We start from the raw sequence: 16,406 nt of genomic DNA on the forward strand, positions 1-16,406 counted from the left end.
ACCTATTGAACAGCAACGATATGATTATTCAATACTTCTAGTTTAACTGGTTTACCTGGTAACAACTGACCTGACAGAATTTGCTGCGCTAGCGGGTTTTCTATTTCTTGTTGAATGGCACGTTTCATCGGTCGTGCACCATATACAGGATCAAAACCGGATTTACCTAGCAGCACTAACGCTTCGTCACTTATATTGGCAGTATAACCACGTTCCTCTAAACGTTGGTACAGACGACGCAACTGAATCTGTGCAATCTCTATAATATGATTACGATTTAAAGGATGAAAAACAACAACTTCATCCACACGGTTAATAAATTCTGGACGAAAATTATGACTTACCACCTCAAGCACGACATCTTTTATCTCAAGATAGTTAATTTGGTCGAAACGTTCCTGAATAATTTCCGAACCCAAGTTAGAAGTCATTATTATTACAGTATTACGAAAATCAACTGTGCGACCTTGACCATCTGTTAGACGGCCGTCATCTAAGACTTGCAATAGAATATTAAATACATCTGAATGTGCTTTTTCGATTTCATCTAATAACATTACTGAATAAGGTCTCCTCCGTACCAACTCTGTTAAATATCCTCCTTCTTCATAACCAACATAACCGGGAGGGGCACCAACTAGTCGTGATACAGAATGTTTTTCCATAAATTCTGACATATCTATACGAACCATAGCATCTTCACTATCGAATAAAAAGGTTGCTAGTGCTTTGCACAATTCGGTTTTACCAACTCCAGTTGGTCCAAGAAACATAAAAGAACCAATTGGCCGATTAGGGTCAGCTAGGCCAGCACGACTTCGTCGAATAGCATTAGATACAGCTGCAACTGCCTCATGCTGCCCAATAACTATCTTCTGTAAATGCTGCTCCATGCGTACCAACTTTGCCCGTTCACTCTCAAGCATTCTTGAGACCGGGATTCCCGTCCAGCGCGCCAATACTTCAGCTATCTCAATATCGGTAACTCTGTTACGCAATAGGCGTAGACCTTTGCTCTCTGCTTGTGATGCAGCCTCTAGCTGTTTTTCTAACTCTGGTAGTTTACCATATTGTAATTCTGACATTCGCGCTAAATCACCGACACGTCTGGCCTGCTCAATAGAAATTTTTGTCTGTTCAAGTTCTGCTTTCAAATTCTGTGTGCCAGATAAAGAAGCTTTCTCTGCTTTCCATTCTTCTTCAAGTTCCGAATAGTCACGTTCTTTCTTAGTCAGTTCATTATTAAGCATAGTCAGCCGCTTGACACTGGCATCATCCATTTCTTTTTTTAGCGCCTGTTGTTCCAATTTCAGTTGAATAATTCGCCGCTCTAGACGGTCTAGTTCTTCCGGTTTAGAGTCTATTTGTATGCGAATACTTGATGCGGCTTCATCAATCAGGTCAATTGCTTTGTCTGGTAGTTGTCTGTCGGCAATATAACGATGAGATAAATTCGCAGCGGCAACGATGGCGGGATCGGTAATTTGCACATGGTGATGCAGTTCATAACGTTCTTTCAAACCTCGTAGGATAGCAATCGTAGCTTCTACACCGGGCTCGGCAATAAACACCTTTTGAAAACGCCGTTCCAGTGCAGCATCCTTTTCTATAAATTTGCGATATTCGTTAAGCGTTGTTGCCCCTACGCAGTGTAGTTCGCCGCGTGCCAGCATAGGTTTAAGCATATTACTAGCATCCATTGCACCATCTGCCTTGCCAGCTCCTACCATGGTATGTAACTCGTCAATAAATAATATGATATTACCTTCTTGTTTGGACAAATCGTGCAATACACTTTTTAGTCGTGCTTCAAACTCACCGCGGTATTTCGCCCCTGCGACTAGCGACCCCATATCCAGCGATAATACTCGGTTATTTTTTAATCCTTCTGGTACCTCGCCGTTGACTATACGCTGAGCTAGTCCTTCTGCAATAGCAGTTTTTCCAACTCCTGGTTCACCTATCAGAACCGGATTATTTTTAGTACGACGTTGAAGTACTTGGATCGTACGTCGAATTTCTTCATCACGGCCAATGACTGGGTCAAGTTTTCCTTGTTCAGCATGTTCAGTAAGGTCAATGGTAAAATTTTTTAGTGCTTGACGTTGATTTTCCGCGTCCTGATCTTTGACTGGTTCGCCGCCGCGCATTAGATCAATAGCATTGGTTATATTAGCAACAGTAACACCGGCTAACTTCATGATTTCAGCCAAAGTTCCTCGTGATTCTAACGATGCAAGAACAAACAGTTCGGAAGAGATAAAACTGTCTGCACGTTTTTGCGCGATTTTATCGCATAGGTTCAGCACGCGCACTAGATCTTGTGAAGGCTGTATATCACCTCCTGTGCCATCCACCTGTGGTAGTCGCTCACAAGCCTGCTCTACCGCTCTGATCAATGAAACTATATTGATACCAGCAGATTGCAATAGAGGACGTACAGTGCCGCTTTCCTGTTTCAATAGGCATGCCATTACGTGCAATGGTTCGATGAATTGGTTGTCATGCCCGATGGCCATGGACTGGGCATCGGCGAGGGCCATTTGAAATTTATTAGTAAAACGATCCAGACGCATAATTTCTCCCATTTTGGTAACTAATATTACTATAAGCGTAAATTATTGTTCTTGATCGTTCAGTTTAATAACTGATGTCAGCAAAATTAAATCTACCATTTGATGATACCTGCTAGTTTAAGTTAAACCAATTACTTACTTAATCAATCAGTTTACAAACAATAACGACTTTCTTTTAACTGTTTGGTGTCTTCTTTTAACGCTGCTATCAAAGTCACCATATCCTGTGGCATTGGAGCATACCATTCCATTGGAATGGAGGTAATAGGATGGTAAAGCCGTAGAAAAGTGGAATGGAGCGCCTGACGATCAAAACGACACAATACATCATTAAGTGCTTTGGAAGCATATTTTGATAATCGCGGCCGCTTACCGTACAAGGGATCACCCACGATTGGATGATTGAGATGCGCCATATGCACGCGAATCTGATGGGTGCGGCCAGTCTCTAAACACAATATTAAGCGGGTATGGGCGCGAAATTGCTCCATAATACGGTAATGGGTCACCGCTGGCTTACCCAGCGAGTGTGTCACCATTTGTTTGCGCTTGATTGTGTGACGAGCGATTGGCTGCTCAACAGTGCCATTGGCGGTCATAGTGCCAATAACAATCGCTTCGTATTTACGGGTAATTTCATGCGCCTGTAGCGACTCTATCAGGCGAGTTTGTGCTGTTACGTTTTTGGCTACCACTATCAAACCAGTGGTATCTTTGTCAAGACGATGGACTATACCAGCACGAGGTACAGCTATGATAGAAGGTATATAGTACAGTAGCGCGTTTAACATGGTGCCATCAGTATTTCCAGCGCCAGGGTGTACCACCTGATTACGCGGCTTATTAATTATAAGTAGAGCTTCATCTTCATAAACGATATTTAACGGGATAGCTTGCGCTTCCCAGCATGGTTCTTCGTCGATCAATGCTTGTATCTTAATACACTCACCACCAAGCATTTTTGTTTTAGGTATCACCTTAACTAGTTCGTTTACCCACACCAAACCTGCAAGTATCCAGGTTTTTATCTGTGATCGGGAATAATCAGGAAACATTTTAGCCAAAGTATAATCCAGACGTTGCCCGCATTGTGATTCCTTAACTGTACCTGTAAGAATTTTAGCATGTTTCATGGCATAATGTATCTTAGTTAACTATGTCGCGTGTGCTGAAGAGTTCATGGTTAATCATCACTGACCAGCGATCTTCATCGCCGATAACAGGACCGAGCCGCATTGAATATTATTGCGTGTTTCAGTATCTTGACCTACACTAACAATATTGCGTAGCATATCACGCAGGTTACCGGCAATGGTGATCCCGCTAACAGCATATTGTATTTCGCCGTTTTGCACCCAGAAACCAGCGGCGCCTCGTGAATAGTCGCCTGTAATGATATTGATTCCTTGCCCCATTAGTTCTGTTACCATCAACCCACGATCCATCTGTTTCAGTAATCCGGTTAAATCAGTCTGCTGTTGGGAAATGCACCAATTGTATATACCACCGGCATGGCCGGTGCTTTTTAGACCCAATTTGCGCGCTGCATAACTATTTAGCAGCCAAGTACTAAGCAATCCATCCTGGACTATCACCATATTACGAGTCCTAACACCTTCACTGTCAAACGGAGCAGAAGCCAGGCCTTTTTGCAGGTGGGGATATTCGTTTATGGATAACCACTCTGGCAGAACAGCCTGTCCTAGTAAATCTAGTAAAAAAGTTGACTTACGATATATATTTTCGCCGCTGATAGCCTCTACCAGAGGACCAAAAAGACCATTGGTCACTTCAGCAGCAAACAATACTGGCACCTCCATGGTAAGCAGCTTGCGCGGATATAGGTGCGTAACAGTACGGCGCGCGCATTCCTCACCTACCCATTGCGGTAATCGTAAATCTTTGAAGTCGCGGCCGATGGTATAGGCGTAATTACGTTCCATCTTGCTGCCACTTCCAGCTATAACGCTACATGAAAGAGAGTGGAGGCTGCTGCTGTAACTTTGTAGCATCCCATGGCTATTACCGAAAATGTGGGTACTAAAATGGCTATTAAAGTTGCCCCCTGCGGTTTGAGTAATGCGTTTATCGCTATCTAGGGCTGTCTGTTCTGCTTCGGCAGCCAGGGCAATTCCACGTTCAGCGTCTAGCTCAACTGGGTGGAATAAATCTAAATCAGGCGCTTCAAATGCTAACAGTTGTTTATCTGCTAACCCTGCTGCTGGATCTGGAGAGGTATAACGTACAATATTTACCGCAGCATCGACGGTGTTGGCAATGGCTTCCTGACTTAGATTGGTAGATGAAGCACTGCCTTTGCGTTGCTGATAATAAACATTTATACTCAGGACACTATCGCTGTTAAATTCAACATTCTCAACCTCACCATAGCGGGTGCTAATGCTGATTCCAGTGGTTTTGGTCACTGCCACTTCAGCGTCAGTTGACCTAGAACGAGCCATATCTAACGCCTGCGCGACCACGTGTTCTAAACGTTTGCGTTGTTGGGTCACCTGATTAACTACATGCATAGTATTGTGATTATTCATAGAGCCTGATCTGCTAATAATATAATATAGCTGAATGTCAGTTGCACATTTAATAACAGCAAATGTGCAACTAATTTTAACATCATATCTTAGGTTGAACCAAATACGAGTAGTAAATTACTCGGTATTATTCAGTACAGATTTTCAATCTGTACAATCATGAAATTAAAAATTAACTTTAGGGTTACCGTTATTTGTTAGCTGGCATAGTCTCATTTTTTACATATAATTACGGTACGCTACTGCTCAGTTGTAAAATTTCAATATACCATTATAAAATGGTAAATATATTCTATAAAAGTAACCACCAATGGTAATTTAATTTGTTTTATAATGTACTATGATCACTTAGTACTTAGTACTATGATGATTAGTTTGAATAGTTAGTTAGAAGAAGAGCCAACACGTTGTTAGTATGCGTGTTTTAAAAGTAAATAGCTAGCCTAGCAAATAGCACCAATGTTAATTAGTCCAGTTAGGAATCTATCTTATGTTGTGGTTTAAGAATGCCATGATTTATCGGTTAAAGATGCCGCTTCAGCTATCGAGCGCTCAACTAGAACAACAGTTGTCCGCCTTCGCTTTCACTCCATGTGGTAGTCAAGATATGGTCCACTTTGGGTGGGTTCCTCCTATGGGTACCAAAAGCGATACTTTAGTAAAAGCAATACCGGGACATTTACTGCTTTGTCTAAGTAAAGAAGAAAAAATTCTTCCGTCCTCAGTGATTAAGCATGAACTGCAGGATAAGATTACTAAATTAGAACATGAAAAAAGACGAAAACTGCGAAAAATAGAAAAAGATGTACTAAGAGACGAGGTGTTGCACACCTTAGTGCCTCGTGCTTTCAGTCGTTTTAGTAAGACATTACTATGGCTAGATCTGGTAACCAATCTAGTGCTAATTGACGCTATGAGTACAAAAAAAGCAGAAGAGTGTTTAGCACTGCTGCGTAAATCTATCGGTTCGTTACCAGTGGTGCCTCTGACCATGGAAAGACCAATTGAAATAATCCTTACTGATTGGGTCAGCAGAGGAGATCCTACCGCAGGCTTCTTTATTCAAGATGAAGCGGAACTGAAAGCTATTCTAGAAGAAGGTGGTATTGTTCGTTGTAAAAAGCAGGATTTATCTAGTGAAGAAATAGCTGGCCATATAAAGGCTGGCAAACTAGTGACAAAACTGGCGCTGGATTGGCGGGATCGAATACAGTTTGTTCTTAGTGGTGATGGTATGGTGAAACGTTTGAAATTTTCTAATAAGCTGCGCGCGCAGAATGCTGATCTTGATTGCGATGGGGTTGCTGCCCGTTTCACTGCAGATTTTATTTTAATGACGAGTGAATTAGCCGCCTTAATCACTGAGCTAATTGCAGCTATTGGTGGTGAGGTATAGGTAGCATTAACTGTGCCTTTAGGCAAAAATTTTGCTGCGACGGAATAGGTAGACCAAATACAACGGTATAAATATTTGCTAGTAATTAGCATTAGCTACTATCGCAAGTACTTCAAGCACTTAACATAACAAAACTAGCTAATTAATACTGTAACAGCGTAAGCGTTGTGTCCTTTTTTTTACATAAAGGATATGCAATAATGACAAGACGCAACTGGCTATTACAACAATTGGGAATTAAAAAATGGAAGCTTCGGTGTCCTGCTGCTGTATTACCGGGGGCAATAGCTTTTACTACTACATTACCGGACCATATTCGTTTATTACTGGTAGCCTACTCGCTACCGCCAGTTGATCATCAACTTGTAGTAGACGTCGCGCGTAGCATGGCGATAACCCCGGCGCAGATATACAGAGTAACGCCTAAGCAGGTGATGCTACTGCAACAGAATAGCGTCCGCTGCTATTGCTGGTGGCTTGGTCTAGACGTCCTACGGAATTTTGCTGGCATTTCTTTTAATACGCCACCTCTTGCGGTACTGTCATCAAATGTTGGCGCTAAGTGTGAGCTATGGCACCGAATAAGTACCATCATATTACATACCGCTGCTATTAGTTGTAGGCTTGATTGATATTTAACCAATATTACCCTGACCAGACATTATACAATCTACCTGTATTGTACCTAATTCCTAATAGCGCCGATGGATAAAATTTAATGCTTTAGCCAGTATTGTTAGGTCCGCTCGGGAATAATGATGTATAAAAAAATGATGCATAAAATATGCGGCATATCCTCAGTTATTTTTTTTTGATACTTTTACCTGCTGCGGTACGATGCAAATAGATAGCTAATTAAATAGAGAGCACGGGGCATGCTACACTACTTTGTTCTGATGCCGTACGGCAGTGGCCATGCAGCCAAAGCGCCAGTATAGTCATTGCAAACACGCAATATACTGTCAGCCACGAGATCATTGTTCAAAATAGCTTGTATCCATACACTGCTGTTCTCCAGCCTGCATGCTGCGAGCACCGTACCAGTACGCCGCCAATTGTTGCCCACTTTTAGTTCCAAATAGTCGCCGGCATTGGGTAGTTGGCAGGCGTTGCCCACCAGCCAGTACAGTGCACGCTTATTCACACCTAGATATTGGGCTCGCGCTACCATTTCCTGACCGATATAGCAGCCTTTATGAAAACTAATGCCGTCCAGGGCCTGGATATTAGCTGCCTGCGGAATAAACTTTGCGCTATTGGCGCTGTCGATAATTGGATAGCCTGCCTCAATATCCAGCGCAAGCCATTGAAGACTATTATTAAGCTTTGCTTTACCTTCAAGCTGCTTGATCAAATTTTCGCGCACTGCCGGCGTTGTTACCAGTAAAAAGCGTGGCTTGGGTAGATTTAAATAAAGTATAGTAGTGTCAGGATAATGTTTTACTGGCTCACACACATCGGGGATGTTAGTAAATAGGCTGCCAAGTGCAGCAGGTGCTTGAAAACCAGCTATGCCCAGTAATACCGCCTTATTATCTACGTAGATTGTGGTGTTGTCAAAAATGGCATACTTTTTTAGTGCCGTACTCTGGCTATCACATATGCTGCGCCTTTCTATAAAGGCTATGCCTTCAATATGATGAAATACACACATATTGCTTAACATTTTACCTGCGGCATTGCAATGAGCAGCAAAGCTAAAACGATTAATCTCCAACGATAAGACATCGCAAGTTAACTGACACTGTAGGAATTTTAAACTATCAGCACCATGAAGCATAATCAACGACCAATCATCCAGAGACATAAGCGTCAATGGCAAATAATGGGATGGCAATGGACAACGTTGAGGAAAAATAACTTGAGCTTGAGATAACAATAAACATTCCTGTAGGTAAGTAGTATTAGATAAGTAGAGGAGTAGTATTAGAATTATAGTAAATAAATACCGGTAGTTTGCCAGCTGATAGGACTGACAATAAAGTTTAACATCTATATATATAGATATTTATTAGATATATATCATCTAGCGCTGCTCCTAATAACGGTAAGCCCAGACTATCATAATTACGCCAGTTATAATCATTGGTAGCGACAAAATCTGCCCTATGCTGATAATGCCTCTAAACAGGCCTAATTGGGTATCTGGCTGGCGAACAAACTCTACCAAAAGACGAAAAACGCCGTAGTAAATAAGAAAAAAACCAGAGACGCTGCCGATAGGCCGTTGCTTGCTGCGGATAAACAAATTTAGCATAATAAATAGCACTATTCCTTCAAGGAGCATTTCGTAGATCTGTGATGGATGGCGAGGGAGCACTCCATATCGCTCGAATAACTCTTGCAATTGCGGATTAGCAGGCAGCAGCGCTAAATCTTCCTCCCGTGAACCAGGAAAAAGCATCGCCCAGGGTGTATCAGTTGTGACCCGTCCCCATAACTCGCCATTGATAAAATTACCTAAACGGCCAGCACCTAAACCAAATGGTACTATAGGAGCGATAAAATCTGTCACCAGGGTGAAATGACGTCGGGTGCGATGAGCAAACCATAGCATAACAACTATAACCCCTATCAAACCACCGTGAAATGACATGCCGCCGTCCCATACCATCAATAGATAAATTGGATTCGCTAAAAATAGCGGTAGGTGGTAAAATACCATATAACCGATACGGCCGCCGAGAAACAAACCAATAAAACCTGCATACAGAAGAGTTTCAACTTCTGCTTTACGCCATCCATTCGCGCGCCGTCCCGCCAACCATATGGTAAAAAAGAAGCCCAATAGATACATCAAACCATACCAGTGCAGGGAAAACAGGCCAATAGAAAAAATAATGGGGTCTAACTGAGGAAAGGTAAGATAAGAGGTCTGCATCCTAAACCACAAAGTTTTCTTGTTATTATCATTATGCAGGGCGGCCGTTTGGTACAGATATTATAGGCATAATTGTCTACTGAACTACGTATGCTGCTGTGTTTTGCTGTAAATAAGTTAGGTGCGCCAAGCTACAGAATGTTATGCGCAGCTTGCGATGCCTAATCCTGCCGCAACACACCAATTGTGCAGCAGAGCTAGTTACTTCGGTGTTAAATATTGCACGTTTAAGAATAACCATATACGGTTAGTGAAGTTAATTAAAGATGGCAAGTATTAGCTACAGCTACAACATAACGTTTTTTTCCAGCAGCCTTTTCCCGCAATGGCATCAAAACTCCATAAAATTCCTTCATTACCCGAAGGTAAACATTCCGTTTGAAGGAAACAACCCGACGCACTGGGTACCAGAAGCTTACCCAGCGCCAACAGTCAAATTCAGTTAGCCCCCCCTGCTGTATATTAATCTCCACATCAGGACAAATAAGCTGTAGCAGAAACCATTTTTGCTTCTGACCAAGACATACTGGTTTAGTATCCCAGCGGATCAGCGGTTTTGGAAGTTGATAACGTAACCAGTTACGCGTTGACGCTAGGATACAAACATCTTTGTGTCTCAGACCTACCTCTTCGAACAGCTCGCGGTACATCGCCTGTTCAGCAGTCTCGCCAAAGTTAATGCCACCCTGGGGAAACTGCCAGGAATGCTGTCCTGATCGTCTAGCCCACAGCACATGCCCGTAGTGGTTACAGATTATTATACCAACATTATGACGGTAGCCATGATCATCAATCATCTGACTACCTCGATTACATAAAATACAATATATAATATTAATTGGTTCATACTAGCAATGCCTGCATGCAACTAGCTACAGTTATTTATATCCACCAATAACACTATTGCACACAATAGTGTTATTGTTATCCTAACAAAAATTAGGCCAAACTTGCGTTATTTAGTAAAAGCAAAAAACACAGGAAAAAAAGCGCACAGCGTTAAAGCGTTAGTAAAACTAATATTACGACAGCGCGATGTTGATGAAGTTGTTAATTCATACCATATTTTTTTAATTTTTTACGCAAAGTACCGCGATTAATGCCCATTATCTGGGCAGCGCGGGTCTGATTCCCACGGGTATATTGCATCACCATGTCCAACAAAGGCTGTTCTACTTCATTTAATACCAGATTATAGAGGTTGTTAAAGTCCTGACCTCTCAGTTGCGCAAAATAGTTTTTCAGTGCTTGCTTTACTGAATCACGCAGGGGTTTTTGCGTTACTTGATCATGAGAGTTAACAATGGAAACGGTCAATAAATCAGAATTTACGCGTGTTTCGAACATAGTGCTATCTGCTCTTGTTTATTTTCTATTACGCAAAATTTTAAAATATGCCTCCAACGCCTTTAGCTATGCGCTAGTATCAACGTTGAAGATGCGCCTCAAACTGATTTTTGCTGGCATACACCTGTAAAAACATCATGATCCCTTGTTGGCAGTAACTATAACTATAAAAGTAATGCAATTTACTGTTACCTCAACAAGGTAATGATTTATCACCAACAGCTCAAAATTTTCTCTCTGTATAGTTCACTGGAATCAAAAATACATACTGCCACTGCCAGAATTAATAAATTCGTTGTTGATCTGTTGCCCAGCAATTTAGTTTTAGTCTAGTCAGCTGGAGTTACAATACACATAAAAGAAGAAAAACCATACTATAGCGTACGTACGTGTATATTACGTGGTTTTTTTTAGATGCTTTACTTAGATGCCAGTCCACGTGGTGAACAATAGTTTCATTCAGTTAGTACTACTAATAATATATAAACATACAATGTCTTATAACATGATTATTTATGGACTAAAATAGCATACTTAGTGTAAATATAGTTTATAAAAAAAATCACAAATAATTTGACCTCTTAATACTGAAAATATAGCGTATATTATGAAAAATGTAGCTATTGCCGCAGCTTGATTTTGCAGTATAGATTGGCATGATATTAGTTTACTGGTTAGGATTGAGTGTTAGTTAGTCCGATGGGCAGGCCCAGTAAGACTGTAGATGTAGATAGTGTAGATAGGAACAGTTTGTCGATATATTTATCACCTCATCTCATTGCGATTCAAGTGGTAAAGATAGTTAATGAAAATAGCACATCATCAATTACGTAACTATTCAGTCGAGTCTGCACTGTTCTTGCGCCGTGCCCTAGTTTTGTTCGCTATTATTTTGTTACTGACCAGTATACTAATAGTCAAGTTGTACCAATTACAAATTGTACGCTTCGAAGATTACTGTACTAGTTCCAATGCAAACCGTATTAAGCTAGTTCCCATCTCGCCCAGTCGCGGCATTATATATGACTGTAACGGCATCCCGCTGGCGTTGAACCGTACTATATATCAGTTGGAATTGGTGCCAGTAAAAGTGGAAAATTTAAACAAAACTATCACTGCTCTTAGAGCAATAGTAGATTTAACGGATGATGATATAGCCAATTTTGAACAAAAGTATAAAAGTTCCAGCCGATTTATCGCACTACCACTCAAATTAGATTTGACCGCAGTGCAGCAGGCACGTTTTGCCGTTAACCAATACCGTTTCCCCGGCGTTGAAGTCAAGGGCTACCAGCGCCGCTACTATCCTTACAAATCCGCGCTTACCCACGTTATCGGCTATGTTTCTCAAATTAACGACCGCGACTTGGATCGTCTGGATAAAAATGGTATCTTACCAAATTATGCTGCCACCGATAATATTGGTAAATTAGGTATCGAACATTACTATGAAAGCAAACTGCACGGTAAAACCGGTTACGAAGAAGTTGAGGTAAATAATAGTGGACGGGTGATTCGTCATTTACATGAACAGCCGCCGCAAGCTGGTAAGGATATCACTCTTACACTGGATCTTAGCCTACAGCAATATATTAAGAAACTACTAGCCGGTAGTAGAGCAGCAGTAGTGGTGGTCGATCCACGCGACGGTAGCATCCGTGCACTCGTGTCTAACCCAAGCTACGATCCTAACCTGTTTGTTGCTAGTCTTTCCAGACATGAGTATCAATCGCTGTTAGTAAATGAACACTGCCCTCTTATCAATCGCGCTACCCAGGGGGTGTACCCACCTGCCTCAACCGTGAAACCATATATTTCCGTGTCGGCACTGAATCTGAGCGTGGTTAATAAAAACTTTTCGATGTTTGATCCCGGCTGGTGGCAATTACCAGGTTCTGGGAAACGCTACCGCGACTGGAAACGCTGGGGACATGGCTGGTTAAATGTCACCCGGGCACTTGAGGAATCAGCAGACACCTTTTTCTATCAACTTGCTTATGATATGGGAATCGACAGACTATCAGATTGGATGTTCAAATTTGGTTACGGCCAGTATACCGGTATCGATCTTGCTGAGGAACGCGCTGGTGTTATGCCAACCCGTCAATGGAAAATAGCGCGTCTAAAACAACACTGGTATCCGGGGGACACTATCCCTGTTGGGATCGGCCAGGGTTATTGGACCGCCACTCCGGTGCAAATGTCAAAAGCACTGATGACGTTGATCAATGACGGCGCTGTGCGTACGCCGCATCTATTATCTGGTATGCGCGACGAAAATGGTCGTAAGGTTATCTACCATCAACCAGAACATAAACAAATCGGTAATCCAAATGCCGATTATTGGCATATCGCCAAAGAAGGTATGTATGGCGTCGCTAACCGGCCCAACGGCACTGCTAGTATAAGCTTTGCTAACACGCCTTACAAGGCAGCGGCCAAATCAGGTACGGCCCAAGTTTATGGTCTGAAAATCAACGAAGCCTATAACGCCAACAAAATAACAGAACGTCTGCGCGATCATAAGCTCATGACTGCCTTTGCTCCTTATGAAAATCCAACGGTGGGAGTGGTGGTAATTCTGGAAAACGGTGGCGTTGGTCCGACTGTTGGTACCATTACCCGCCAAATATTGGATCATCTACTGCTAGTAGATAATAACACGACACGTACTTGCCATTTCCGTCTTAGCCTTCAAGCCACTCCTGGTAGCTAACCTATCATGACTGATAATCAGCAACACACATACCTGGGGTATAAGCTGCACATTGACGTGTTGCTGCTGTCTATCTTAATGTTACTTCTATTATACAGCGTACTAGTGGTATGGAGTGCTAGTGGCCAGGATATTGGTATAATGGAACGTAAGATTACCCAGATAATCATCGGACTGCTGGTAATGCTGGTTATAGCGCAGGTGCCGCCACGTTTTTATGAGGCATTGGCGCCGTATTTATATATTTTCTGTATGTTTCTACTGATGCTAGTGGATATTTTTGGGCAAATCAGTAAAGGTGCGCAACGCTGGCTGGATCTAGGCTTCATCCGCTTCCAGCCAGCAGAAATTGCCAAAATAGTTGTACCGCTGATGGTTGCAAATGTGGTTAATCGAGATAGTTGCCCTCCTTCTAGGAAACATACTGCAATCGCGCTAGTGCTGATTTTATTGCCAGTTTTGCTAGTAGCAGCACAGCCTGATCTAGGTACCGCAATCTTGATTGCCACCTCTGGCCTGTTTGTGCTGTGTCTTTCTGGCATTAGTGGAAAACGGATTGCCGTGGTTACGCTACTGATGATGGCTTTTATTCCGGTACTATGGTTCTTTTTCATGCATGATTATCAGCGTGATAGAGTAATAATGATGCTAGATCCTGAAACAGATCCACTAGGCGCCGGTTACCATATTATGCAAGCGAAAATTGCCATTGGATCAGGTGGTTTAGCCGGCAAAGGCTGGCTACATGGCACTCAGTCGCAGCTAGATTTTTTGCCGGAAAGCTATACTGATTTTATTTTTGCGGTACTAGGGGAAGAGCTTGGACTTATGGGCATTTTAATGCTGCTAGCCCTCTACTTTGGGGTTATCATCAGAGGCATGGTAATTGCGTCGCGCGCACAAAATACTTTTGGACAGATTATATCCGGGGGTTTAATGCTGATGTTGTTTATTTATATATTCGTGAATATCGGTATGGTGAGTGGTATCTTACCGGTGGTTGGTGTGCCGTTACCACTGATTAGCTATGGTGGATCAGCACTTATTATGTTAATGTCTGGATTTGGTATTGTAATGTCGATACATACTCATCGCAACATGATGTCTAACATGCTATAGTTGTTAGCAACAAAAACATGTTGTTGCGTTATCGGCCTGATTGAACTGTTGCCCAACGAGCTATACCTACTCCCATATCCTCTCGCAGACATAGTATTTTGACCTAAAATGGTGTACTTGTACTAACGTTTCCGTAGTTTACATCAATAGTAATAACCCCTCTACTGATATGGTTTTTTTTCAGTTTGGACCACTGGCAATCCAGTGTGCACATGCTCTTTTCTTGATTTTCTTACACGTGGACAACAGGACAAGTTTGTAGTTGTTTGGTGTAGTTGTTTAGTCTAATACCATTATATGATGATATGCCATCTTATCGCACAATAATATTTATCTCTCAATGATTATTGAGAGATAAAACTGTTATGTATTAACTGACGGTTTTGATGTTATGTTTTTTTAAACAGCTAAGCAGTCACTAAGGTAAATACTCATTACTCATGATCGTAAAATTTTGGCCTATTTGGCTAGGACTAGGACAGAGGTTAATAACGATACTGTTTGAAAAGCTTGTCGTAGGCGGTTAACTGCTGCCTCGTCAACATGAAAATGCCGTAGCCACCATGGGTAAATTCTATCCAGCGGAATGGTATTTGTGGGTATTGCGCTATTAAATTTGCCATACTATCACCAACTTCACAAATCAGGACACCATCCGATGTAAGGTAATCTGATACATAAGCCAGAATGCGTCGTACCAGCTTGAGACCGTCACTGCCGGCGGCAAGGCCGAGTACTGGTTCAGCGTGAAACTCTGCCGGTAAATCTGTCAGATGATTTATATCCACATAGGGTGGATTGGTGATGATCAAGTCGTAGGCAAGCATAGGTAAGTCACAAAATAAATCTGACCTAATTGGAATCACCTGATGCTCAACACCGTGCGCCTGGATATTTTTTTCAGCCACTTCTAATACTTCCGGTGAAATATCAACCGCGTCCACCTCAGCTTCAGGATAGGCATAAGCGCAAGCGACTGCAATGCAACCGCTGCCAGTACACATATCCAGTATATGCGCTGGGAGATGTGGCAGAAGATCACGAAAATGATTGGTAATTAATTCGCCAATCGGTGAACGTGGAATCAATACTCGATTATCGACATAAAACTCAAGACCACAGAACCAGGCCTTATTAATCAAGTAAGGCACTGGAATGCGCTCAGTTACTCGGCGTCTCACCCTTTCTATCAAGTGAGCTCGCTCGCTAGAAGTCAGGCGAGTAACGTACATCTCCGGTGGCAAATCAAGCGGTAGAAACAGACTAGGTAACACTAGTTGTAGTGCTTCATCCCAAGGGTTATCAGTACCATGGCCATAATTAATTTGTGCGGCGTTAAACTGGCTGACCGTCCAGCGCAGTATATCCTGTATGGTAAGCATTTCCACTACTGCTTCTGCCGAAAAATTTTTCTCCACTCTGTACTCTGTTCTCCACGGTGGTTTCGTTAAGTTTGTTATTAGTAGCGGTTGCTCAAGCAACATCCATTAATCTATGTTGATCATCGCTGCCATCTACAGAAGTAGTTTGCTCATTTCACCTATCGTCAAATATAAACTGTATACCGCTAAAATAATCTACTGTTTTATATGGTGTAACCTAACCTAGATTAGTCTAGTAGACTAGTTTGCTAGCGCATCATTTGCTACCTTATTTATAGCTTCTCGGCAAATCAACTTAGGATTAGATAAGGTGAGCAAAGGTGTGTTTTTTTTAAACAATAGGTATTTTCATGTTTATTCCCATTTATTCTCAAGACATATTCTATTATAACGCCGTTTACAGGCACAACCGACATTTTCCATCACCTGGCACTGATTAT

At 42.0% G+C, this 16,406-nt stretch carries 12 protein-coding genes; 4 read left to right on the forward strand and 8 right to left on the reverse strand.

The window, feature by feature from the left end:
• Positions 1–2: 2 nt before the first annotated feature.
• The 3 genes from clpB to pmbA form a co-directional block, all read right to left on the reverse strand.
• Positions 3–2,576 (reverse strand): ATP-dependent chaperone ClpB, encoded by a 2,574-nt coding sequence (gene clpB, locus MEPCIT_RS01335; RefSeq protein ID WP_013975654.1) that lies wholly within the window; start codon positions 2,574–2,576, stop codon positions 3–5.
• A gap of 152 nt (positions 2,577–2,728) precedes the next feature.
• Positions 2,729–3,709, reverse strand: coding sequence for a 23S rRNA pseudouridine(1911/1915/1917) synthase RluD (gene rluD, locus MEPCIT_RS01340; protein ID WP_013975655.1), 981 nt, complete (start codon positions 3,707–3,709; stop codon positions 2,729–2,731).
• Positions 3,710–3,766: 57 nt separating this feature from the next.
• The gene (gene pmbA / locus MEPCIT_RS01345; protein WP_041186169.1) at positions 3,767–5,107 is read right to left on the reverse strand and encodes a metalloprotease PmbA; all 1,341 of its coding nucleotides are present in this window, start codon (positions 5,105–5,107) and stop codon (positions 3,767–3,769) included.
• A gap of 508 nt (positions 5,108–5,615) precedes the next feature.
• On the opposite strand from pmbA, the gene rdgC reads away from it, so the two are divergent.
• Both rdgC and MEPCIT_RS01355 read left to right on the forward strand, forming a co-directional pair.
• Positions 5,616–6,521, forward strand: a complete 906-nt coding sequence (gene rdgC, locus MEPCIT_RS01350) for a recombination-associated protein RdgC (protein WP_013975657.1) — start codon at positions 5,616–5,618, stop codon at positions 6,519–6,521.
• Between the two features lie 200 nt (positions 6,522–6,721).
• On the forward strand, positions 6,722–7,153 hold the full coding sequence (locus MEPCIT_RS01355; RefSeq protein ID WP_013975658.1) for a DNA polymerase III subunit psi: 432 nt from the start codon (positions 6,722–6,724) through the stop codon (positions 7,151–7,153).
• Positions 7,154–7,404: 251 nt separating this feature from the next.
• Here the strand turns inward: MEPCIT_RS01355 and ygfZ are convergent, their stop codons facing one another.
• From ygfZ to fis, 4 genes are all read right to left on the reverse strand, one after another.
• Positions 7,405–8,400, reverse strand: a complete 996-nt coding sequence (gene ygfZ, locus MEPCIT_RS01360) for a tRNA-modifying protein YgfZ (protein WP_013975659.1) — start codon at positions 8,398–8,400, stop codon at positions 7,405–7,407.
• A gap of 159 nt (positions 8,401–8,559) precedes the next feature.
• A complete protein-coding gene (gene lgt, locus MEPCIT_RS01365) occupies positions 8,560–9,402 on the reverse strand; it encodes a prolipoprotein diacylglyceryl transferase (RefSeq protein ID WP_013975660.1) in 843 nt (280 codons plus the stop codon).
• A gap of 260 nt (positions 9,403–9,662) precedes the next feature.
• Positions 9,663–10,199 carry an RNA pyrophosphohydrolase gene (gene rppH, locus MEPCIT_RS01370; RefSeq protein WP_013975661.1) on the reverse strand — a complete coding sequence of 179 codons (537 nt, stop codon included), beginning with the start codon at positions 10,197–10,199 and terminating at the stop codon, positions 9,663–9,665.
• Between the two features lie 253 nt (positions 10,200–10,452).
• The gene (fis, locus tag MEPCIT_RS01375; protein ID WP_013975662.1) at positions 10,453–10,749 is read right to left on the reverse strand and encodes a DNA-binding transcriptional regulator Fis; all 297 of its coding nucleotides are present in this window, start codon (positions 10,747–10,749) and stop codon (positions 10,453–10,455) included.
• A gap of 805 nt (positions 10,750–11,554) precedes the next feature.
• Here fis and mrdA point away from each other — a divergent pair.
• Positions 11,555–13,465, forward strand: coding sequence for a peptidoglycan DD-transpeptidase MrdA (gene mrdA, locus MEPCIT_RS01380; protein ID WP_013975663.1), 1,911 nt, complete (start codon positions 11,555–11,557; stop codon positions 13,463–13,465).
• Between the two features lie 6 nt (positions 13,466–13,471).
• On the forward strand, positions 13,472–14,584 hold the full coding sequence (gene mrdB, locus MEPCIT_RS01385) for a peptidoglycan glycosyltransferase MrdB (protein WP_013975664.1): 1,113 nt from the start codon (positions 13,472–13,474) through the stop codon (positions 14,582–14,584).
• Between the two features lie 485 nt (positions 14,585–15,069).
• Here the strand turns inward: mrdB and prmB are convergent, their stop codons facing one another.
• The gene (gene prmB, locus MEPCIT_RS01390) at positions 15,070–16,002 is read right to left on the reverse strand and encodes a 50S ribosomal protein L3 N(5)-glutamine methyltransferase (protein ID WP_015580475.1); all 933 of its coding nucleotides are present in this window, start codon (positions 16,000–16,002) and stop codon (positions 15,070–15,072) included.
• Positions 16,003–16,406: the final 404 nt, after the last annotated feature.

The sequence above is a fragment of the Candidatus Moranella endobia PCIT genome (genome assembly GCF_000219175.1).
GTDB lineage: Bacteria > Pseudomonadota > Gammaproteobacteria > Enterobacterales > Enterobacteriaceae > Moranella > Moranella endobia.

Bases quoted from the DNA above. Each gene is read 5' to 3' on its own strand.
- mrdB (WP_013975664.1), top strand. From the start codon at position 13,472: ATGACTGATAATCAGCAACACACATACCTGGGGTATAAGCTGCACATT.
- rppH (WP_013975661.1), bottom strand. From the start codon at position 10,199: ATGATTGATGATCATGGCTACCGTCATAATGTTGGTATAATAATCTGT.
- mrdA (WP_013975663.1), top strand. From the start codon at position 11,555: ATGAAAATAGCACATCATCAATTACGTAACTATTCAGTCGAGTCTGCA.
- clpB (WP_013975654.1), bottom strand. From the start codon at position 2,576: ATGCGTCTGGATCGTTTTACTAATAAATTTCAAATGGCCCTCGCCGAT.
- rluD (WP_013975655.1), bottom strand. From the start codon at position 3,709: ATGAAACATGCTAAAATTCTTACAGGTACAGTTAAGGAATCACAATGC.
- lgt (WP_013975660.1), bottom strand. From the start codon at position 9,402: ATGCAGACCTCTTATCTTACCTTTCCTCAGTTAGACCCCATTATTTTT.
- rdgC (WP_013975657.1), top strand. From the start codon at position 5,616: ATGTTGTGGTTTAAGAATGCCATGATTTATCGGTTAAAGATGCCGCTT.
- pmbA (WP_041186169.1), bottom strand. From the start codon at position 5,107: ATGCATGTAGTTAATCAGGTGACCCAACAACGCAAACGTTTAGAACAC.
- MEPCIT_RS01355 (WP_013975658.1), top strand. From the start codon at position 6,722: ATGACAAGACGCAACTGGCTATTACAACAATTGGGAATTAAAAAATGG.
- fis (WP_013975662.1), bottom strand. From the start codon at position 10,749: ATGTTCGAAACACGCGTAAATTCTGATTTATTGACCGTTTCCATTGTT.